The following is a 22874-nucleotide window of genomic DNA, read 5'->3' on the forward strand; positions in this document are numbered from 1 at the left end:
TTAGTTCACTCCCTGTATTTTTTCTACGGTTTTTTCCAACGCCATGCTTCTGGATGCCTTCACCAAAATAGCATCCCCTTTTTTCAGCATTGCCAAACCTTCGTTCCAAAATTCTTCTTGACTCTCATAACGGTAAACTTCCTTAATTCCCCTATCTTTGGCACCTTGTTCCATTTTCTCACTCAGTCTGCCTACGCAGAATAAAAGGTCAATCCCTTTTTCTGCCGCATATACACCTACTTCTTTGTGCATCTGGGGGGCATATTCACCAAGCTCGCCCATAAAGCCTAAAATGGCAACTTTACGTCCCTCAGCGTTGGCAAGAATATCTAAGGAAGCCTTCATAGAAACAGGATTTGCGTTATAAACATCGTTTAAAACGGTCATTCCGTTGTCAAGCTTCAATACATTCATTCTGTTTTTCGTTGGCACAAAGTTCTCAATGCCAGCCTTCATTTCCTCAAGGCTAAGGCCCATCTCAAGGCCCACTGCAACGGCAGAAAGGGCATTTAAAACCATATGCTCCCCAGGCATGGGCACAATGGTTTCAAAAGAACCAATTGGTGTATGCACATTACATTTTGTTTTTTCCATTCCCAAAAGCTCAAGATTTCCTGCATAAACATCTTTTTGATTCTCCAGGCCAAACCAGCGTAACCTCTGGGGAAGCTTCCCTTCTAAGGTAATCAGCATGTCGTTGTCATCATTCAAAACTGCAACTCCATCTTCAGGTATAAAATCAAACATCTCACACTTTGCCTTCATAATGCCTTCTCTGCTGCCTAAATACTCAATGTGTGCAACACCTACATTGGAAATTAATCCTAATTGGGGACGAACAACCTCCGCCAAAGCATGAATTTCCCCAAAGTGGTTCATACCCATTTCAATTACCGCTATTTGGTGATGATCCTCCAATCGAAATAAAGTTAAAGGTACACCAATGTCATTATTATAATTGCCTTGTGTCCAAAGAACGTCATACTTTTGCCCCAAAACTGAAGCAACCATATCCTTTGTTGTGGTCTTCCCAACACTGCCTGTAATTCCGATAAAAGGAATGTCAAATTTATTTCTGTAATGGGCAGCTAATTTTAATAACGCCTTCTTCACATCAGGAACCAGAAGTAAAACGCTGCCTTTTTTCGGTGCAATCACCTTGGATGCCAAACAAGCGGCAACACCCTTATTGAAGCAGTCTATAATAAACTCATGCCCATCTAATCGTTCCCCTTGAATGGCTAGAAATAAGCTGTTTTCTGTAACCTCTCTGGAGTCTTGAGTAATGTGGGAAATGGATTTTGCCAAAACCTCCTCCAGCCCGTCAACGGCAATCACCTGTGCATCTGTTGCCTGAATTATTTCTCCAATGGTCATATTTTTCATAAGCAATCCTCACCAAAAGCCTTTCGTATTTCCTCCACATCATCAAAGTGAACGGTGCAGTCCTTAAAAACTTGATAATTCTCATGACCCTTCCCTGCGATAATGATTACATCCCCCGCCTTTGCCATTTTAGCACCTTGCAAAATGGCTTCTCGTCTGTCAGCAATTTTTTCAAAAAGACAGAGGGTTTTTCTCACCCCTACCTCAACTTCGCTTAATATAGTCAAAGGATCCTCCGTTCTGGGGTTGTCAGAAGTAATGATGCAATAGTCGGAACCATTGCCTGCAATTTCCCCCATAATAGGACGTTTTGTCTTGTCTCTGTCTCCACCACAGCCAAAAATGGTAATAATCCGTCCTTTTGCAAACTCACGGGCTGTTTTTAAAATATTATCTAAACCATCAGGGGTATGGGCATAGTCCACCACCGCCTGATACCCTTTTCTATTGCGGACGGTTTGAAAACGTCCGGCAACACCGTGGTTTTCTTCCAACCCAGCCATAATTTCTTCCATGGGAATCCCTAATAGTAAACAACCACCAATGGCTCCCAAAGCGTTATAAACACTAAATCTTCCAGGGGTGCTCAAATGCACACGATATTTCTTATCTTCCCAAGTCAAAGAAAACTCTGTACCCTCGGCGGAAATGACAATATCCCTTGCCTTCAAATCAGCATCCTTCTCAACGGCATACGTTAAAACCTGCCCCTGTGCCCGCTCTTTCATAAAGCTACCAGCAGAATCATCTATATTAATTACGCTTTTCTTCGCCCGTTCAAATAACTTAGACTTTGCTTCTTTGTAATTATCCATTGTTTTGTGATAATCCAAATGATCTTGGGTTAAATTCGTAAAAATTCCAATCTCATATTGAATACCGTCAACTCTATGCAAATCCAAAGAGTGAGAGGAAACTTCCATCACCACATGGGTAACATCCTCCTCCAGCATAGTCTTTAACAATCCCTGTAATTCCTTTGACTCAGGTGTGGTTCTTTCCGTGTGAAGCACCTTGTCTCCAATACGGTTTTCAATGGTGCCCACAACGCCAACCTTTTTGCCCATGCGGTCTAAAACCGATTTCATTAAATATGTGGTAGTGGTCTTACCATTCGTCCCAGTAACACCAATCACTTTCATTTTAGTTGACGGCTCATCATGATAACGAACCGCCATCAAAGCCAATGCCTCTCGGCTGTTTTCCACCTGAATCACCGTAACCTTAGGCCCAATTCCTTCAGGTATCGTTTCACAAATCAACGCCGCAGCTCCCTGCTTCTCCGCCATAGGTGCATACTTATGCCCATCCGTTTGAAACCCAGTGACACACACAAAAACAGCTCCCTCAGTTACCTTTCGGGAGTCATACTCAATAGTTCTCACTTCCATGGCAGGATCTCCTTGCAAAATTTTATAAGAAATCCCATCTAACAGCTTTTTTAATTCCACGCTGTTTCCTCCTTTGGTAAAGACCCTTGAAACCTTCTCCTAAACAGAAAAGGTTTCTATCATCTGCCCTATCGTTAACTCTCCGGCCCAACTCAATTTCATTTACTCAAGTAAATTTTCTTGCATAGAAGCCTTTTGGCTCTCGCCAGTTCGTAAATGTAGTATCTCTTCCAAAACAACTGTAGGTTACATCATTCTTCATTCTTTTGATAAAAAGCCTCCCCCAAGGAAAATAATTACTGGCATATATTACGCTATCACAATCTTCCCTTTCTGTTCAGGAATACCAAATTTACTCTGGGAAAAGTATACCACATTTACGGTATTCTACCAAATATTTTTACCACTTTGCTACCTTTTCTTACAATCCTTTTACATCACTTTGTTCATATATTTTACAAAAAAAATCATCTATTCCTTTTTTGGAAATGACTGGAGGAATAAAACTCCCCCTAGTCAAAATAAATAATAACCTCTGTCCCCTTATTGATTGTTTCCCCGCTGGGTGGCAACTGCCTTTGTACCGTCTCCCCTTCACCACGTAGGCTAACGGCAAGACCTTCTTTTTGCAGTGCGTTCTTCGCCTCTTGTAAAGTCATGCCTATCACTTCTGGCATAATGGACTGCTCCTTCGCTGCTTCTTCAGCTTCCTTTTCATTATAAACAGGCTCAATCCCCATATAAGGTAATATATTCTTGAGCAACTCCTGCATTACAGGCCCCGCAACGGTACCACCGTAATAAACCCCCTTCGGCTCATCAATCAAAACCAAAGCCATCACCTGTGGGTTTTCCGCCGGTGCAAAAGACATAAAAGAAGCAATGTACTTTCCGCTTCGACGAGGCAACTTTTCGGAGGTAGCTGTCTTTCCACCAATACGGTATCCTGGGATGTAAGCCTTCCCTCCTGTCCCTTGGGAAACAACGCTTTCCAAAATCATTTTCATGGTTTCCGAGGTTTCCTCGGAAATCGCTTGCTCTCCTTTTTCATACTGGAATTCTTCAATTAAATTCCCTTCCTCATCGGCAACTCCCTTTGCGAAATGGGGCGTTACCAAATATCCCCCATTTACAATGGAGGATGCCGCACGCAAAAGTTGTAATGGTGTAATCTGGAAAGACTGGCCAAAACTCATGGTTGCCAATTCCACAGGGCCCACGTTTTCCTCTTTGTGAATAATCCCCACAGCCTCACCAGCAAGGTCAATACCCGTTTTCTGGTCAAAACCAAACTTCTTCATATAAGTTAAAAATTTTTCTGCCCCCAAACGCTCACCAACTTGCATAAATACAGGGTTGCAAGAGTTCTGAACCCCCTCTACAAAGGTTTCTGAACCATGGGTACGGGGATAACGCCAACATTTAATCCGCCGATCCCCAGCAATATGAAACCCGTTGCAAAAAAAGGTACTTTCAGGAGTAACAACCCCTTCTTCAAGCCCTGCCGCAGAGGTAACAATTTTAAAGGTACTGCCTGGCTCATATGTATCGTTAATGGCAGTGTTCCGCCACATAGCATTCAAAGCGTCATTTTTCTCTTTTTCTGAAAGACTGCTCCAAACTTGTGCCAATGCCTCATCATTTATGGTAAAAGGATCGTTAAGGTCAAAAAACGGATAATTGGCCATGGCATAAATTTCCCCATTTTGGGGATTCAGCACAATAATTAAGCCATGATCTGCGCCTTTGGTTTCCACCGCCTTGGCAATGGTCTGCTCCGCATATTGTTGCATCACAACGTCAATGGTAGTCACCAAATTTTTTCCATCCTCAGGGGGAATTCTATCCTGTTTGCTGTCTACCTCGTTACCTCTGGAGTCCGTAAGTGTCAGAATCTTCCCTTGTTTTCCCTCTAAAAGGTCATCATACTTTGCCTCAATACCCAAAATACCTTGGTTATCCTTTCCAACAAATCCAATAACCTGAGCCGCCATTTCCGAGTAAGGATAAACACGTTTTACATCCTCATCAACCATAACGCCGGGTACTTCATCCCTTCGAATTTCTGCCGCTAATCCACTATCAACTTTCGTTTTAATTCTTACCAAGGCCACTTTTTCCTGAACCTTTTTTAAAACTGTTTCATAATCCAACTCTAGTTTTTCTGCCAAATATGTTGCCGTTTTTTCTTTGTCTTTTACCTGTACAGGAATAACACTAACAGCGTTTACCGTTTCCGTCAACGCAATTCCCTCACCATTCCTATCCAAAATACTGCCTCTTTTCGGCATAATCAGCCTGTCTCTTGTTTGCTGTTCATAAGCCATTTCCTGCCATTCTTGGGAGCGGAAAAGCTCAATATAAATAAGCCTGCCCAACAATAAGGCAAAACCGAACATTGCCCCTAACAAAAACACCAACAGCTTTTTCTTAACCCCTATGGGTGGTCGTTCCATGAAAAACACCCCTGCCTTTTCCATTTATAAAAAATATATGGAAAAAACAGGGCGTGTATGCGTTTAATAGGTGCTAAGGCCTCTAAAACAGTCGAATGCTAAGCATTATTTGTTTATAAAATCTCAAAAATGAAACAATATATAACCTCTTTATTTAATCAAATAAAGTATTAAACTCCCTTTAACCACTCTGGGTAGAGCCTGCAGTCTCTTTCTCCTTTGGTGTCAACTTGATTTTCACTTCTCCGCCTTCTTCAACGGAAACACCGTACTTGGGATCCTGTTTCGATACAACCCCATCGGTATCTCCTTCAAAAACCACCTCAAAACCCGCATCTGTCAAAATAGTGGTTGCGTCGTTATATGTTTTCCCAACTACATTTGGCACAGAAATCGTTCCTGAATCTTCGGTAGATTTCTCAACATATAGTATAATCTCACTACCCGTTTCCACCTTAGTGCCACCCTTGGGCACTTGGTTGGTGATGGTATTTCCTGTTCCTACCACCTTGTAGTTTAACGCCTTTGTATCCAAGTCCGTAACTACATGATATGTGGAACTGCCCACATAGTCAGGTAGCTCTACCGTTTCCTTTGTTGTTAGGGCAGATACTTCTTCCGTAGCTTCCGTTGGCTCCAAGTTTTTATATTTGATAATTTTTTCAATCAATGCCTTGGTCATAGGTGCCGTACTCTGTACCCCATCTTTATATTCTTTAGGTAGGTGAATCACCGTCAATACGATATACTTAGGGTTCTCCGCTGGGAAGTAAGCCATATGTGTCAGTGTCCAAAGGTCGTTTCGTTCTCTGGAACCCTGCTCCGCTGTACCCGTCTTACATCCAATGGAGTATCCAGGGATTTTGATTTTCTTACCGGTACCTCTTTCCACCGTTGCCTTTAATGCAACACGCAAGTAATCAGAGGTCTTTCTGGATATAACCTGCCGTACTACCTGGGGCTTGTTCTCAAAAACAACATCACCCTTTTGGTCAATAACCTGAGAAACAACATGGGGTGTTACAATATCCCCCCCATTAATCAATGCGGAAAAGGCAGTAATAATCTGAATTGTAGTACAGTTAAACGTCTGTCCAAAAGAAATTGTAGCCAATTCCGTTGGCCCAATGGCAGATAAAGAGTGGATTAAGTTTGCGGCATCCACCTCACCTGGTAAATCAATTCCTGTTTTCTGTCCAAAACCAAACTCCATCTGATAACGATATAGCTTCTCAGCCCCAAGCTTTTGAGCAATATGAATCACCCCCATATTACAAGATTGGGCCAAAATTTCCTCTGCATTAATGTTACCATGGCCACTTTTTAAGTGGCATCCAATACGGGTACCACTTACGTCCATAGAGCCGCTACAATAAAAGGTCATTTCAGGTGTAATTAGCCCCTCTTCCAAAGCTGCCGCCACAACCAAAGGCTTATAGATAGACCCTGGCTCATAGGTGCTGTTAATGGAAAAGGTTTTCCACATATTATTTAAGTATTCCATTTGTTCTTCGTTGCTTTTTGCCTCCCAGTCCGTCTTGAAATCAGGGTTCGTTTTAATTTCGGCAGGTGTCCCAGGTTCATTTAAGTCAAAACTGTTGGACTCGGCTAAAGCTAGTACCTCCCCCGTATTAGGGTCCATTACAATGGCGGCAACGCTTTCGGATGGCCATTGTTGAGCGGTATCCGTAACAACCTCTTCTGCGTATTGCTGTATGGTGTAATCAATGGTCGTAATTACTGTATCCCCATCTTGGGCAGGGTAATCTTGATAGGAGACCCCACTCGCCCCATCGTAAAGAATAAAAGACCGTCCCGGTGTTCCTACCATATAGTCGTTGTACTGTCCTTCAATTCCCCACTCAGTTCCACCACGTATAAAGCCCAGTAAGTGGCTACCTAAGGTGTTCAAAGGATAAGAACGCTTGCTGATCTGCTCATAATAAACGCCCTTAAGCTCTAAAGCCTCAAGCTCTTCTTTCAAGTTTCTGTCAACGTCCTTCACTAAATACTTCCAGTGGTTGGGCAAGTTGATTTTTCCCGTAGCAGGGTTCTCCGTGATATAGCTTTTTAGTGTTGCGTAGTCCAACTCAGGGAAATACTGACATAAGGTGGTTAGCGTCTTTTCTTGTTCGGACTCTTTGTTTTCCGCCAAAACCAAGGAATCAAGAACCACGTTGTAAACAGCCGTAGAAATGGCCAAAACCTGCTCATTTCGGTCAAGGATACTTCCACGGTTTGCGGCAATCACCGTATCATAACGGTTTATTTGCTGATTTTTTGCCGCTGCTTCGTATTCCTCGCCATGCACAACCTTTAAGTATGCAATTCTACCTAAAAAAATAACAAATACCACCATAAACACAAAAAGAATAAAAGCAAATTTACTGTTTGCTTTTATTCCTGTTGTAGATTTTTTCATTTATACATCAATCCTTTTTTAACCGATTTGTAATATTTAAAAATCCGGACTCTTTTTCCTCTTCGACTGTATCCGCAGCATATTGAATTGTGTAGCTCTGCTTCGGTACATCTATGTAAACAACTTGATAAGGCTGAGGCTCCGCCATGGCCAAACGGGTTGTTGCTTGCTCTTTGATATAATCTAAATCAATCTGCTCCGTTAATTCTGCCGCTAAAATTGCATTGGTTGACTTCAAATCTGCCAACTCACTTTTCTCCCGTCTTAACTCAACACTTTCGTTGGCAACCCTAACGTGCATCCCCATGAAGGCAATACTGCCAGCAAAAAGAACTACAATAATTGTAATGAGTTTTAAAGCAGTAATCCGGCTTTCTCTAATTTCTGCTTTGTGTACCCTTTCTTGGGCAATACGGACCTTTTGCCCATCTTCTTCCGTATCATATGGGGTATATTCCGGCTGAACATCATATGCTACGTTTCCATAGCTATAGTAAGAGGAACCTCTGTACATGTTTCGATTTCTGTCGTATCTTTTTGCAGCCATACCTAAATACCCCTTTCCTTTTATTTTTCTATCCCCTCCAAAACACGTAACTTCGCACTTCTGGAACGAGGATTTAATTCTAATTCTTCATCACTTGGTATAATTGGCTTTCTTGTAATCACCCTGCCTGTTTTCTTCTTTCCGCAAACACAAACAGGGAATTGAGGTGGGCACACACAAGGGTTTTCCTGTTTGCGGAAAGCCTCTTTTACAATTCTATCCTCCAAAGAATGGAAGGTAATAATACAAAGCCTGCCTCCAGCATTTAATCTATGAGCCACGTCGTCAATGGCACGTTGCAACACATCCAGTTCACCATTCACCTCAATTCGAATGGCCTGAAACGTTCTTTTTGCAGGGTGAGGGCCGTCTTTTCTTGCACCTTTGGGCACCGCCTTTTTAATTACCTCAACCAAATCTCCTGTGGTTTCAATGGACTTTTCTTGTCTTTCCTTCACTATAAATTGGGCAATTCTTCTTGCCCAACGATCTTCTCCATAACTAAAAATAATACGATTTAGCTGGTCTTCGTCATACTCATTTACAACTTCATAAGCAGAAAATGGCTTTGTTCCATCCATACGCATATCCAGCGGTGCATCGTGCTGATAGGAAAATCCACGCTCCGCCTCATCCAATTGATGAGAAGAAACGCCAATATCCATAAGCATCCCATCAATCTTGTCTATGCCTAAGCTGTCTAATACACTGCCAATATTTCCAAAATTATCGTGTACAAAAGTAACTTTGTCCAAATGGTCTTTCAATCTTTCCTTTGCAGCCTTATGGGCATTTAAATCCTGATCAATTGCAATCAATCTTCCTGATGTCAATTTTTTCGCAATTTCAAGGGAGTGACCGCCACCGCCCATGGTGCCGTCAACATATATCCCGTCAGGCTTAATATTTAAATTTTCTATGCACTCCCAAAGAAGCACGGAAACGTGATGAAATTCCAAAATGGTTACCTAAGCAGTCCCACAAAACCGATATCTGCGGCGCTTTTACCCTTTCTTATATACTTTTGGCGGCAGACCTTCGTCTCAAATAAACCACCTTTTTAACATTTCCAAAGAGAACTTTCCCCTTATTACGTAAGGTTGTCCTCTTCTTGGACAGTTCGCTGTCCCAAATAACACCTTGTGCAAATTGCTTTCAAACATCCGGCATATATTCAAACGAAATTGTCATAATAATGAAACATTCCTATCAACAGCTCTTCAAACTGTGTAAACCACGTATTTTTGCCACACAAAAATGCCAAAAATGGTTGACTACAAAGAATACACATGCTTTAGGTTTAAATCCCCAAATTTTCCATCTCAAAAGCCAACTCGTTACTGATGAAATTTTCTTCGTTGTTGTACTCGTTCCAGTTGTCCTTATTCCAAAATTCCACCCTGTTATTCACGCCTATGGAAACAACATCTTTCTTCAGTCCTGCATACTCTCTAAGGTTTGCAGGCAAGTTAATTCTACCCTGATTATCCAAATCGCATTCAATGGCTCCGGCAAAGAAAAAACGAACAAATTTTCTTGCGCCGCTGTTCGTTAAGGGAAGTTGTTTCAATTTTTCTTCAAAAATTGCCCATTCACTTTGGGGATATGCAAATAAGCAATTATCTAAGCCTTTGGTTACAACAAAATGCTCTCCTAAACCCTCTCTAAATTTCGCAGGAACAATTAATCGCCCTTTAGAATCAATTGAATGCTGAAATTCACCAAGAAACATTTTGCTGTCACCACCTTTCACCCATCCAAGAAGAAAATGGGTGTCTCAAACCATTTCCAACCACTTTCCCCCACTATTATCCACATTGTAATATATTTAGCCCAATAAGACAAGCCCCCAAGCATAAAAATATTATGATTTTTTTATAAGGAAACCTTGATATTCCAAGGAATTCTGCCTATAAATACCAAATACTTACATCGTTCGACAATGAATAAAAATCCTCCATTCTCCACCCCCAGCTATTTCATGTTAATAATTATCCACAGAAGCGTTTTTATCCTCCACATAGGCCATAAAATTTAGCACCTTTCCACGAATTGAAATTCCAAATCTCCAAACTCTCCACTTTCCTCCCCAAACCAAGGCAAAGCTTTCCTCTTCACCCCCTGCTCGCAATGATTCTTGGATATCTCCACTTTAAAAACAATTCCTTATTACTAACCCTCCCTGCCGGCTCTGATCTTTTCTTGCAAAGGGTTTTCAGCACATTTCAACTTTGTTTTTCTGTCTCTATTAAAACGAAAAGCAGGTATTGTTTTCACAATACCTGCTAAAATATCATTTTCCATATGCTTTTGCTAACTTTTCAAAAGAAGGCAAGGCCCCTTCAATGGTTTCCCTTGCTACACAATAAGCAATTCTTGCATACCCCTTGCAGCCGAATCCGCTTCCGGGTGTCATCAAAATACCAAATTCCTTTGCTTTGTTTATAAATGCTACATCATCTTCCTCCATAGCCTTTACAAAGAGGTAAAAGGCACCTTGGGGTTTCGCACATTGGAAGCCATATTCCTTTAAAGCGTTATATAAAACTTCTCTGTTTTTATCGTAAAAAGCCACATCTGTCTTTTCGTCGCAACATTTTGCAACCACCAATTGCTGCAATGCAGGGGCATTTACAAACCCTAACACACGATTGGCAACGCCTGCCCCATAAGCCACATCTTGAAAATCCGAAACCGTTGATGGAATCGTTAAATACCCAATTCTATCTCCTGGTAAGGATAGAGATTTTGAAAAAGAGTAAGCAACAATGGTGTTATCATAAACCTTAGGAATATAGGGTACCATAACCCCATCAAAAACCAACTCCCTGTAAGGCTCATCAGAAATCAGATAGATGCTAGTCCCGAATTCTTTTTCTTTTACCTTCAAAACATGGGCAACTTTTCGTATTATTTCCTTATCATAAACTACCCCCGTAGGGTTGTTGGGATTGTTGATGATAACTGCCTTTGTTTTCGAAGTAATTGCATCTGACAGTTTTTCAGGGTCAGGCAAAAAAGAAGGAATATTCGGTTTAATGGCAATGAGGATTCCTCCTGCATTTGCAACATATGCATCATACTCCCCAAAGTAAGGCGCAAAGGTCAAAACCTCATCCCCTTGGTCTAATAACACCTTGAAAATGACATTTAAACCACCTGCCGCCCCTGCGGTCATAACGATATTTTCCTCGGTATATTCTTCATTGAACCGCCGGTTTAAACTTTCTGCAATGGCCTGACGTACTGCGGGAATTCCCCCTCCGTCGGTATAACTATGTATGGCCAAAGAGTCCATATTTTCTAAAATCTCAATGGCAGTTTTGTTCACCGAAAGGGGTGCTTTCACGTTAGGGTTGCCAATCCCGAAATCAAAAACATTCTCGTCCCCCAAGACTTGTCGCATCCGCTTTCCTTCGGAAAATAATGCGCTGATGGCAGCACTTTTATCTACCAAAACCTTCATATTTTTAGAAATCATGTGTTACTCCCCCTTCCCATTAAACTTCTCAAATAAAAATAGCATGGCTTCTTTGTATCCCAAAAAACCTTTGCCCATAATCGTCTTAACGCAAGCCTTGCCCGCATAAGAAATCTGGCGGAAATCCTCCCTTTGGCTTACATCAGAAAGGTGTACTTCTACCGTAGGCAAATTTACTGCCTTTAATGCATCTAAAATGGCAACGCTGGTGTGGGTATAAGCGGCAGGGTTAATCACAATACCCTTTGTGCCGTCAAAGTAAGCCTGCTGGATGCGGTCAACCAAAGCCCCCTCATGATTCGATTGATAAACTTCCACCTCAATGGCGTTTTCTTCGGCAGTCATTTCAATCAATTTAACCAAGTCTTCGTAAGTTTCACTGCCATAAATGTTCTTCTCCCGAATCCCAAGCATATTCAAATTAGGCCCGTTCAGCACCACTATCTTCATAGCCATCTCCCCTTACATTTCTGAGTAGCATCCTAAGAAGGATAATTTTTCAGCGGACAATTCCATATCCTTGAGTAATGTTAATACAATGGGAGAGAATACAGAGCCATCCAAGTCGAAATAGAAACGGAATTCGAAGTCTTTCCCAGGAATAGGTCGGCTTTCCAGTTTGCAAAGATTCAACCCGTGGCAAGCAACCTTGCCAACCATTTCGTGCAAAGATCCTGGTCTGTGTTCCAAAGAAAGCATTAAACTAATTTTGTTTGCACCAGCATAGATTTCCATATTTTTAGCAATGCAAATGAAACGAGTATAATTGTTTTGATTGTTCTGTACATCTTCTTTTAAAATATCCAAGCCATATAACTTAGCACATTCAGGAGCAGCCAAGGCAGCAATGTCTGTACGGTCACATTCAGCCACATGCTTCGCCGCCGTAGCAGTATTTTCGAATACTGTAATCTTCACATTAGGCAAGGTTTTCAAGAATTCGCTGCATTGTTGTAATGCCTGCTCGTGGGAAATAATTTCTTTTATCTCAGAAATTTTTGTACCTTTTTTTGCTACAAGGGCATGGTTAATGTGAAGCTTCAAGCTCTTTACAATATAAAATTTGTGGCGAACCATTAGGTCATAAACTTCCGTTACAGAACCAGCAGAGCTGTTTTCAATGGGTAAAACGCCGTACTGACAAAGCCCCTTCTCCACCGCATTGAACACACTTTCAAAACTGTTGAAGAACATGGTGTTCGGCATAGCGAAAAGCTTTCCACAAGCCCTCTCGGCATAAGACCCCTCAACACCCTGACAAGCAACAATGGCTTTTCTGGGGAATTCCAATTTCGCCTCGCTGATATTTGCAAGAATCTCCTTGGAAAGAGGCGTTTCCTTGTTCAACAACCCAGCCTGATGGCTTCTGCTTACTTCAAACATGGTATGGTAAAGGGTATTTGCGTATAGCTCAAATTCTTCCCCAGCCTGCTCCATCACACGTTGCAGCACTGCGTTTTCCCTTTTCTGATCCAAAACCGGCATATTTTTTTCTGCTTTTTCCCCTGCAATCTGTGCCGCTGTCTGCATACGCTCTACAAAAAGCTTCACGATTTCATCATCTACTGCATTCATTCTATTTCTCAAAGCCTCTAAATCCATCCTTTGTTCCTCCTTTTTATCAAGCCATTAACCACCGTAGTCTTGCTATTTTTTTATAAATAATTGCATCAGATAAGTTTGCTTCACCTACGCTTAGTAAGAACTACCCCTATACTTAAATTTTCTCCATAAACCCCCTTCTAAGCTCTCATCAAATGAAAATGCAACCGCATCTGGATTTCCAAAATCCTTTCAGTACATTGCTACCCTCTTCCAGATTTTACGTATCTAAATCCCATGAAATCACATTACCGGGGGGCCTTTTGCCTTTACAACAACTTCCGTAGGATAAACCCCTATCTTTCCTTTAACTCATATAAATCCAAAATAGCGATTGCCATAGCCGCCTCCACACAAGGTACAGCCCTTGGAACAATGCAAGGGTCGTGGCGACCTGTCACGTTTAAGGTTACATTCTCCCCCTTTTTGAGGCTCACTGTTTCTTGGTTTTTGCTAATGGAAGGTGTAGGTTTAAATGCTGTGCGAACCACCAACGGCATTCCGCTGGAAATCCCCCCCAAACTACCACCATGATGGTTTGCTTTCGTCTTAATTTCACCTGTTTCTTCTATATAAAAGCTGTCGTTATTCTCAGAGCCAAAAAGCTCCGCTACCCCAAACCCCTCGCCAAACTCCACGCCCTTTACTGCAGGAATGGCGAATAGTATGGAGGAAAGCTTGCTTTCCAGCCCATCAAACATAGGCTCACCAATGCCAACAGGTAATCCAACGGCAACACTCTCAATGACGCCACCAACAGAATCCCCTTGCTCTCTAGCCTTCTGAATGATAACCTTCATTTCCTCCCCTGCCTGATCGTCAATGGTAGGAAATTCTTTTGCTATGATTTCAGCCAATTCTTCTTTTGTAACTCCAACTGCATCAAAACCCTTGTCTCTACCTTTATGGATAGATAAAATATGTGCACCAATATAAATCCCTTTACGCTCTAATATTTGTAAACAAACAGCCCCTGCAAAGCAAAAGGGTGCAGTGAGTCTCCCAGAAAAGTGTCCACCACCCCGATGGTCTTGAAATCCACCATACTTTATTTCAGCAGTAAAATCTGCATGTCCCGGCCTTGGCATATCCTTAAGCTGATCGTAATCCTTAGAACGGGTGTTAGTATTTTCAATCATGGCACAAATGGGAGCGCCACAGGTTCTTCCGTTAAATAATCCGGAAACCACCCGAACTTTATCCCCCTCTTTTCGTGGAGTGGAATAAGCATTTTTCCCTGGTGCTCTTCTGTCCAAAAACCTCTGTGCCACTTCTATGTCAATTTCCTCTCCAATAGGCAAGCCATCAATAACAACACCAATCGCATCAGAATGGGACTGACCAAAAATACTGATTCTCACCTTATCCCCAAAGTTAGAAGACATCTGCAACACCTCCTAATCTGATAAATTCTGCAAAAAATGTGGGATAAGACTTGGAAACCGCTTCCGCTCTTTCAATCACTGCTTCCACCCCCAAAGCCGCTGCTGCAATGGCAAGGGCCATCACGATTCTATGGTCATCGTAAGAATCCAAAATCACCTCACCCGCTGGGGGTATGTTACCGCCTTCAATCAAAATACCCTCTGGCTGTTCCGTTACTTTCACACCAAGCTTTCCTAAGCCCTCGGCCATGGCTTTCAAGCGGTCACTTTCTTTAATTCGAAGTCTACCCGCATTATAAATTTCTGTTGTACCTTGAGCCAAAGCTGCCGCTGTGCAAAGAATAGGCACTAAGTCAGGAATTTGAGCCCCATCAATTTTTATTCCTTTTAACGCTCCGCCACTCACGTGAACGCCATCCACTTGCCACTGAACCTTGCTTCCAAATTCCTCCATCAAGCTGACAATTTCCATATCCCCTTGACAAGAATCCTTGCGTAAACCTGTGCAGGTAATATCACCACCTACACCTCCACCAACAACCCAAAAAGCAGCACCAGACCAGTCACCCTCCGCTGAAACCTCCCTAGGGGAGCGGTAAGTTTGACCGCCTTTTATAAAAAATCCCCAGTCCCTCTCATCAATTTGAATGCCAAAAGTCTCCAATGTTTCTAAAGTCATATCAATATACCCTCTAGATTCAATTATTGTGGAAAGGCGTATCTCACTGTCTTCCTGCAAAAGGGGTAGGGCGAACAAAAGCCCAGTAATAAATTGAGAGCTGATATTTCCGGGTAATGTATAAATACCGCCGGTTATTCCACCACCCATTTCAAGGGGTAATGTGTCTTCCTTTACTTGGCAACCATGCTTTCTAAGTTCATCCAACAAAACTCCAAGGGGCCTTTCGGGAAGCCGACCTTGTCCTTCCACAATAGCCTGCTTTCCTAAAGCCGCCACAATGGGTATTAAAAATCGTAATGTTGAACCGCTTTCCACACAGTCCAAAACCACTGCCTTGCTTTGTTCCTCCCAGAGAGGGGTAACCTCTACCACGCCTTCCCCCCGTGCGATCTTGCACCCTAAAGCCTCAAGGCAATTTTTTGTTGCTTCCATGTCGTTAGACCATCCCTCAATCCAAATTTTCGTTGGTATGTGGGCTAGTGCCGCTGCAATCAACAAACGATGGGCATCGGATTTAGAAGAAATCACCTTTACTTTTCCTTTCAAAGTGCTTTTTCCGATTTTAATATTCATCATCTCACCTGCTTTCCATAGCCTCTGTAACCAGCTGTTCTACTTCTTCCACGGGTACTTTCTGAATACGGCAACTGCCAATTTTTTCGGGGAATACAAAGCTGATTGCTCCCCCTCTGCGCTTTTTATCCATCAGTGCGCCTCGGGCAATTTCTTCTACAGTAAAATCTGTTTTCGTTGGCAAACCGTTCTTTACGAGTGCCTTGCGAATTTTTTCAGCTAGCCCCTTTTCTCCAATCCCCCTTGCCTCCGCCACATTTGCAATGAGGTACAATCCAATGGCAACAGCATGACCATGGGAAATGGTAAAGTCGCTTAATTTTTCTATAGAATGCCCCAAAGTGTGGCCAAGGTTTAGCAACTGCCGCTCCCCGTGGTCAAACTCATCCTGCATCACAATATCTCTTTTCATAGAAACACAAGTTTCTATTACTTCCTCTAAATCTTGAGTAAACTCCAAAGACTCTACTTTATAAAATAGGCTTTTGTTCCCGATGACTCCATACTTTAATACTTCGGCAACACCGTCCGCAAAGGCTTCCTTTGGCAATGTCGATAATGTGTCGGTATCGCATATCACCAGTTTGGGTTGATAAAATGCCCCTGCCATATTTTTCCCAGCCTTTAAATCAATGGCTGTTTTCCCACCTACCGAGGAATCCACCGCTGCCAAAAAGGTGGTGGGAATTTGAACAAATTCAATTCCCCTTTGGTATACAGCCGCCGCAAACCCTGCCATATCTCCAACAACGCCACCACCTAAAGCAATGATGATATCCTGCCTTGTCATTTCTTCTTCCCCAAGAAATTCTAAAATATCACTTAACGTGCCAATGTGTTTCGAACCTTCTCCCTGGGGAAATTTAAACTTGCAAAGAGAAAATCCAGCCTCTGTCAAAGAGTCGGATACTGCCGCCGAAAACAATGCATCCACCCTGTTATCCGTAATAATAGCAACCTTACAGGGGGTAACTCTTTTGGCAACTTCCCTACCTACTTGAGATAACAACCCCTTGCCAATTAAAATATCGTATTCCGTTGATGTGCTTACTTTTACAGTTCTCATGGGCAACCTCACTCAAAATCTTTTACTTCATCAATGGCAAGGCGTTTTTCCTTCCCTTCCTTCAACATAGCTTTCAGTTTTTCACCATTTCTTTCTCTTATCACCTTACTGTATCCCTGTAATCGTTCAATCAAGCTGTCAATTTCATCGGCAAGTAAATCGCTGTTGTCCAAAAATAATTCTGTCCACATAGTTTCGTTTAGCTTTGCCACACGGGTCATATCATGAAAGCTTCCTGCTGAAAAACCTTTGAATCTAGGTGATAATTCGCTTTTTATGTATGCACTGGAAACAACGTGAGCCAACTGGGATGTGTATGCAATCATTTTGTCATGCTCTACATCGGTAGCCACTTGCATTCTTGCAAATCCAAGGCTTTTAAAGAAAAAACTTAACTCATTCATAGGTGCAATGTCCGTCCCTGAATAAGGAGTTAAAATCATAACCGCCCCCTCAAACAAATGAGGGGTTGAATACGTAAAGCCGCTTCGCTCAATCCCTGCCATAGGATGGGCACCGCAGAAAATAAATCCATTCTCCTCCGCCACTTCTTGTAACGGCTGGCAAACCACACGCTTGATGCCTGCGCAGTCAACCACCATTGCCCCCTTTTTAAATTTGGAAGCAAACTTTTTAACGTAATCAACCGTTGTCCCTGGGTATAGTGCAATCAAAACCAAATCACAATCGGAAGGGTCTCCATTTTCCAAAATACCATGTACGGCTTCTGCTAACTTTGCACTGCAGCGAATGGTTTCTGATTGATCCCATCCAAAAACCAAATGCTCTGTTTTTTCCTTTATCGCCTTGGCCATAGAGCCGCCAATCAGCCCCATACCAATAACCCCAATCTTCATATGCTCACCTCATTTTCCTTTTCTAGTTCTATGTAAAGGAGGCACCCCTCGGCTTTACCGAGGAAAAAAACCCTCCTTTGGGCTTTATAGTTTCATTTAATCGTCAAATTTACAGGCGAAAGGTCTTATCTGAAATACAGCCTTCGCCACATCATCAAACGCTTCAGGTGTCAAAGACTGAGCACCATCGCATAATGCGTGGGGAGGGTCATTGTGAACCTCAATCATTAGGCCATCTGCTCCTGCTGCCGTTGCCGCCAATGCCATGGGTTTTACCATGTACGAATATCCCAACGCATGGCTAGGGTCAATCACCACTGGCAAATGGGTTAACTTTTTCAAAACAGGAATAATAGAAAGATCCAGCGTATTTCTCGTTCTTGTTTCAAAAGTACGAATCCCTCTTTCGCAAAGAATTACATTTTCATTCCCACCGGCCATAATGTATTCCGCACTCATTAATAATTCATCAATGGTGTTTGCCAAACCTCGTTTTAAGAGAATAACCTTATCCGTTTTCCCCAGTTCCTTCAATAACTCGAAGTTTTGCATATTTCTTGCACCGACCTGAATGACATCAACTGGGTCGAATAAAGGTAAGTGAGTAATATTCATAATTTCAGAAACAATGGGTAACCCTGTCATTTTTTTTGCTTCAAGCAAAAGGTCGATGCCTTCACCGTGTAAACCTTGGAAAGCATAAGGAGAAGTACGTGGTTTGAACGCACCACCACGAAGCATACCTGCCCCAGACTTCTTAACGCACTCCCCAACATAACAAACCTGCTCTCTAGACTCGACAGAGCAAGGACCTGCAATAATTTGGAATTCGCCGCCACCAATTTTTACACCATTAACATCGACCACTAATCTTTCATGATGAAATTTTTTATTTGCATTTTTGAAAGGTTCCTGAATTCTTTGAACGTTTTCCACGATGTCCAAAGAACGAACCAAATCCATGTCCACACTTGAAGTATCCCCAACCAAACCTACGATGGTATGGTTCACTCCAACGGACATATGTGTATCTATACCCATACTCTTCAACCACGCTTTTAGATTTTCTATTTGTTCTTCCTTCGTACCGTTTTTCAATACTACGATCATGTTGTTATCCTCCTTATTGTACCCAAATATTATCCCCGGAAAGATTATTTTGTAATTAGAATCAATACATACACCTTTACACCTTTGTTTTTTCTATAAAAAAAAGAAAGACTCCGCAGCGAATTTCACTGCGAAGTCTATATAAGCCTTCATTTAAGAAAAAACCATCAAAACTAACCGTCTCTTCTCACAGTAAAATTCACTTTGAATCTCTGAAAACACGGTAAAAGTAAAAGTATGTAGTTGCAGCAAAATTATTCTGATTCATATTCGCAACCTCTTTCACAATTATTTTGGTATTTGGTTATTTTTTACCATACTACCACAAAGACTTTTGTGTGTAAAGCCCTTTTTTTATAAATGTTTGGAAAAAATAGGTAAGATTGTACAACACACTACTTAAAAAAGAACCTTTTGAAAAGGTTTCAAAAAAAATTACTTTGATTTTAAATCAAAGCAATTTCAAGTAAAACAATAGATTTTCCCCATTTCATCAAAAATATCACAAATCATGAATTTTGTCAAACGATTCTTATATATTTTACTACTTTGTCTTCATAATGAAGCTAATTGGGAAAGGTTTCCTCACGAAAAAGATGACAAATGTATAAAGACAATATCCATGAGCAGAATATACAAAACAATATTAAGATTTAAAAAACTCCACCTAACCGCCCATATACCGATAAAAATGCTCATGGGCAATAGACTTTGACATTTTACTTTAATACCCTAAAACAAGCACTTCCAAACCAACTTTAATACACCTCATCCTGTAAACTTCCAAACTAGCCCCATATCAAAAACACTCAAAATGACTCAACTCATATTTTCTTAAATTCTGGTTAAACTAATAAAAAAATAAGGAGGAAGCTTATGGATTCTTTTAATAAAAATGAATTATCGGAAGCATTGGCAAAAAATACATTAGACGACATTCCTTCCCCTAGTCCCGATGCTAAAAAAATTACAGGGTTGGTAAAGCAAGGTGGAAAAGTGAAAGGTTACCGTCTTTCAGATGATACAATCATTGAAAAGGAGTCTGCCATCGAGCTAGCACGTCAGGGAGGTATCCAAGGCGTGGGCATTGCCCACCGGGGAAATACGGAGTACTTGAAATCTATTCCCGATGGCACAGAAAATAATAATCTCTCTAATTTACCATCAGTGTCCGTAGATGAACTTGAAGAAAAATGAATCTAGCAAACTTAAAGGCAGGAAAAATCCTGCCTTTAAGTCATTAGAATTCGATATTTTCTTAATCTTACTAAAGTTGGATGCTTCCCTTCATAAATGACAACTGTAAAGTATCCATTGTTCAACCCTCTGTGTGTCAGAAGCTCAAATGCACAAAGACTATGTCTCCTATATTTAAGAGCCTTCTTTGCTTTAGGTATCCCAGATGAATACGACCTTTTCAGCTCATATATAGGTTAACTCTGTGCAAAGCTAACCAATGTAATTCCACTTTTATTCTTCCCTGCATCCAAATGAAAAAACTTATGCAAACCATTCGACAGTATGTAATTAATTTTCTTTTTCATCCCTTTGGACAAAAGACTTTTTCTTAGCTTCATTGCTTTAACTTAAAATTGCTAACAAGTTCTTGCAATAACTGCGCCTGAGCGGTTAGCTCCTCACTTGTGGCAGCACTTTGTTCCGCAGTAGCGCTGTTGGTCTGTACTACGGCAGAAACTTGCTCAATCCCCTCCGTAATTTGTATAATCGACGTGGTCTGTTGTTCCGAAGCAGAAGAAATTTCTTCTATCTTTTGTGAAACAAGGGTTGTTTTTTCAACCACTGAAACCAAAGAATCGGCAGCTAAATCAACCGTTTGCGTTCCACGATCAACAGCCAAAATTGCGCTTTCAATTAGTACAGTAATATTATTTGCCGCCTCAGAAGATTTTTGTGCAAGATTGCGAACCTCATCAGCAACCACAGCAAAACCCTTCCCTGCCGAGCCAGCTCTAGCAGCCTCAATGGCAGCATTCAACGCAAGAATATTCGTCTGGAAAGCAATATCATCGATGGTTTTTATTATATTGTTAATTTCTTTGGACGCTTTTGTAATGTTACCCATAGCAACTACAATATCTTTCATGTGTCGGTTGCTTTGAACAATGCCTTCGCTTGCATCGAGGGAAAGGGCATTTACAGCCTTTGCATTATCCGTATTTAATTTGGCCTGTTCAGAAACTTCTATAATCGTTGCAGAGATTTCTTGCAGTGAAGAAGCCTGCTCCGTTGCACCTTGACTAAGTACCTGCGCTCCACTGGAAACTTGTTCAGAACCAAGATAAACCTGCTCTGCAACCTGCACAATTTGTGACAGTGTTGCATTCTGCTGTGCTATTACGTCTTTTAACGCAATTAAAATACCGCTATAATCCCCTTTATATGCCTCCTCACTGGTACTATTAACCGAAAAATCCCCATCAGCAAGATTACTCAAAATATATTTTATATCGCTAATGACAGTGTTCTGGCTTTGAACAATAAACTCCATTGCTTCCGTCAGCGTTCGAGTTTCATCTTTTGTATTGACCTGTGGTACTTCTGAAGAAAGATCACCCTCTCCAAGAAGCCGCAATCTGTCTGCACAGTCAATAATGGGTGCTGCGATTTTTTTCCCAAAAGCCGCCATTATGAAAAAAACCAACACGATAAGACCAATCGCTATCAAAGCGCATAATTTTGCATTGTCATATGCGGACTGTAAAAAATCTTTATTATCAATATAAATTCCTAACGACCAGCCGTCCGTGGATTCAATAGGGGACATAAAAATCATTTTCTTTATATTTGCAAACTCAATATTTCCAAAACTAGCCTCCCCATCTATCGCTTTTTGTTCAACAACTGCTAGCTTTTCCATGCTGGGGTCACTTTGTGCAATGCTAATATTATTTTGACCAGCAATAACCTGGTTATAATCAACATTGGCAATCGTCGTGCCTTGATTATTAATAATATACGCCCTTCCACTTTCACCAATTTCGATTTTATTGGTAATACTAGAAAGAAATGATCCATCTAAAACCCCCATAACACAACCTTCGATCACACTCCCCTTAATTCCACCTCTCCATAAAGGTGCCGATACCATGATTCGTGTACCTTTTCCGTCAGAAGTTGGTCGTGGGTAATCTACGTACACTTCTCCATTTAAAGCTCTTTGGAATGCTTCACTACCTGTATAATTATTCCCATCAAGCCCTACACCATTACTATCAATTACCATTGAATCTAAAAAATCATTGTTCTTTGTTGACTGCTCAAGAATCTTTTGTTTTTCTACGTTTGTACTGTCAACATTGCTCAGCACACTGTCCATACCAAGCTCAGAAACATCATTCTTTACAGTAAATAACCTGCTTTCTATGACGCTAGCGGCAGTTTTTGTCGTCTCTTCCAGTATTTCTTCAACTGTCTTTTTCGTATTTGAAATACTTGTAGCCGTTAAAATTACCGTGATTAACGTCATGGAAATTAATAGAAGTAGTGATGTTGACAAAACAATTTTCTTTTTCAGACTGTCCATTGTTTCCTCCTTTTAAATATGTAGTAATGTGGCGTTGCATTTTGTTACATAAATAATCATACACTTCTATGTGAGTTATCGTCAAAAAGTTACAATAGTAAAGACTAATTGTAACTAAATTCGAAAGTTTTTACCTTTTATTATAAGTAAAGGTCGTTTATTGTCATATATCTTGCCTATTCCCTCCATCACTGCATACAAAATACTATGAATACTGCCAGTTTTTCTTTTCATCTGCATTTGATTTAGGATATCTCTTTCAAAGCCCCTTTAGCTTTCTCACAGAATTAGACATGCTTTCTTTCAGTCACACTAAAGCATATTTTTTTGCCTTTAAACACTAATATCTATTTTATTTTGACTACTCCCATT

At 41.2% G+C, this 22874-nt stretch carries 17 protein-coding genes; 1 reads left to right on the forward strand and 16 read right to left on the reverse strand.

What is annotated here, in order from left to right:
* From RBQ60_RS11025 to aroF, 15 genes are all read right to left on the reverse strand, one after another.
* Positions 1-1386: a UDP-N-acetylmuramoyl-tripeptide--D-alanyl-D-alanine ligase gene (locus RBQ60_RS11025; RefSeq protein WP_307883755.1), complete on the reverse strand. Its 1386-nt coding sequence runs from the start codon at positions 1384-1386 to the stop codon at positions 1-3.
* The gene (locus RBQ60_RS11030; RefSeq protein WP_307883756.1) at positions 1383-2837 is read right to left on the reverse strand and encodes a UDP-N-acetylmuramoyl-L-alanyl-D-glutamate--2,6-diaminopimelate ligase; all 1455 of its coding nucleotides are present in this window, start codon (positions 2835-2837) and stop codon (positions 1383-1385) included. The genes RBQ60_RS11025 and RBQ60_RS11030 overlap by 4 nt, the downstream gene beginning before the upstream one ends.
* Positions 2838-3289: 452 nt before the next feature.
* Positions 3290-5233 (reverse strand): penicillin-binding transpeptidase domain-containing protein, encoded by a 1944-nt coding sequence (locus tag RBQ60_RS11035; RefSeq protein WP_307883757.1) that lies wholly within the window; start codon positions 5231-5233, stop codon positions 3290-3292.
* Between the two features lie 181 nt (positions 5234-5414).
* A complete protein-coding gene (locus RBQ60_RS11040; protein ID WP_307883758.1) occupies positions 5415-7655 on the reverse strand; it encodes a penicillin-binding transpeptidase domain-containing protein in 2241 nt (746 codons plus the stop codon).
* A 7-nt stretch (positions 7656-7662) separates the two neighbouring features.
* On the reverse strand, positions 7663-8202 hold the full coding sequence (locus RBQ60_RS11045) for a hypothetical protein (protein WP_307883759.1): 540 nt from the start codon (positions 8200-8202) through the stop codon (positions 7663-7665).
* 20 nt (positions 8203-8222) lie between these two features.
* A complete protein-coding gene (gene rsmH, locus RBQ60_RS11050) occupies positions 8223-9161 on the reverse strand; it encodes a 16S rRNA (cytosine(1402)-N(4))-methyltransferase RsmH (RefSeq protein WP_307883760.1) in 939 nt (312 codons plus the stop codon).
* 341 nt (positions 9162-9502) lie between these two features.
* Positions 9503-9934 (reverse strand): division/cell wall cluster transcriptional repressor MraZ, encoded by a 432-nt coding sequence (gene mraZ, locus RBQ60_RS11055; protein ID WP_307883761.1) that lies wholly within the window; start codon positions 9932-9934, stop codon positions 9503-9505.
* A gap of 561 nt (positions 9935-10495) precedes the next feature.
* Complete coding sequence (locus tag RBQ60_RS11060; protein ID WP_307883762.1) at positions 10496-11683, reverse strand: pyridoxal phosphate-dependent aminotransferase; 1188 nt, start codon at positions 11681-11683, stop codon at positions 10496-10498.
* Positions 11684-11686: 3 nt separating this feature from the next.
* Positions 11687-12133: a type II 3-dehydroquinate dehydratase gene (aroQ, locus tag RBQ60_RS11065; RefSeq protein ID WP_307883763.1), complete on the reverse strand. Its 447-nt coding sequence runs from the start codon at positions 12131-12133 to the stop codon at positions 11687-11689.
* A 12-nt stretch (positions 12134-12145) separates the two neighbouring features.
* A complete protein-coding gene (locus tag RBQ60_RS11070; RefSeq protein WP_307883764.1) occupies positions 12146-13285 on the reverse strand; it encodes a bifunctional chorismate mutase/prephenate dehydratase in 1140 nt (379 codons plus the stop codon).
* A 296-nt stretch (positions 13286-13581) separates the two neighbouring features.
* Entirely contained in the window at positions 13582-14670 is a 1089-nt protein-coding gene (gene aroC, locus RBQ60_RS11075) for a chorismate synthase (protein ID WP_307883765.1), read from the reverse strand.
* On the reverse strand, positions 14660-15928 hold the full coding sequence (gene aroA, locus RBQ60_RS11080; protein ID WP_307883766.1) for a 3-phosphoshikimate 1-carboxyvinyltransferase: 1269 nt from the start codon (positions 15926-15928) through the stop codon (positions 14660-14662). Before aroA ends, aroC begins: the two co-directional genes overlap by 11 nt.
* Before the next feature lies 1 nt (position 15929).
* Positions 15930-16991, reverse strand: a complete 1062-nt coding sequence (gene aroB, locus RBQ60_RS11085) for a 3-dehydroquinate synthase (RefSeq protein WP_307883767.1) — start codon at positions 16989-16991, stop codon at positions 15930-15932.
* A gap of 8 nt (positions 16992-16999) precedes the next feature.
* Complete coding sequence (locus RBQ60_RS11090) at positions 17000-17848, reverse strand: prephenate dehydrogenase (RefSeq protein WP_307883768.1); 849 nt, start codon at positions 17846-17848, stop codon at positions 17000-17002.
* Positions 17849-17944: 96 nt separating this feature from the next.
* Positions 17945-18958 carry a 3-deoxy-7-phosphoheptulonate synthase gene (gene aroF, locus RBQ60_RS11095; RefSeq protein WP_307883769.1) on the reverse strand — a complete coding sequence of 338 codons (1014 nt, stop codon included), beginning with the start codon at positions 18956-18958 and terminating at the stop codon, positions 17945-17947.
* Positions 18959-19834: 876 nt separating this feature from the next.
* Here aroF and RBQ60_RS11100 point away from each other — a divergent pair.
* The gene (locus RBQ60_RS11100) at positions 19835-20155 is read left to right on the forward strand and encodes a DUF3892 domain-containing protein (RefSeq protein WP_307883770.1); all 321 of its coding nucleotides are present in this window, start codon (positions 19835-19837) and stop codon (positions 20153-20155) included.
* Between the two features lie 376 nt (positions 20156-20531).
* Here RBQ60_RS11100 and RBQ60_RS11105 read toward each other — a convergent pair whose 3' ends face one another.
* Positions 20532-22502 (reverse strand): methyl-accepting chemotaxis protein, encoded by a 1971-nt coding sequence (locus RBQ60_RS11105; protein WP_307883771.1) that lies wholly within the window; start codon positions 22500-22502, stop codon positions 20532-20534.
* Between the last annotated feature and the right edge of the window lie 372 nt (positions 22503-22874).

Source organism: Anaerotignum sp. MB30-C6 (genome assembly GCF_030908465.1).
Classification (GTDB): domain Bacteria; phylum Bacillota; class Clostridia; order Lachnospirales; family Anaerotignaceae; genus Chakrabartyella.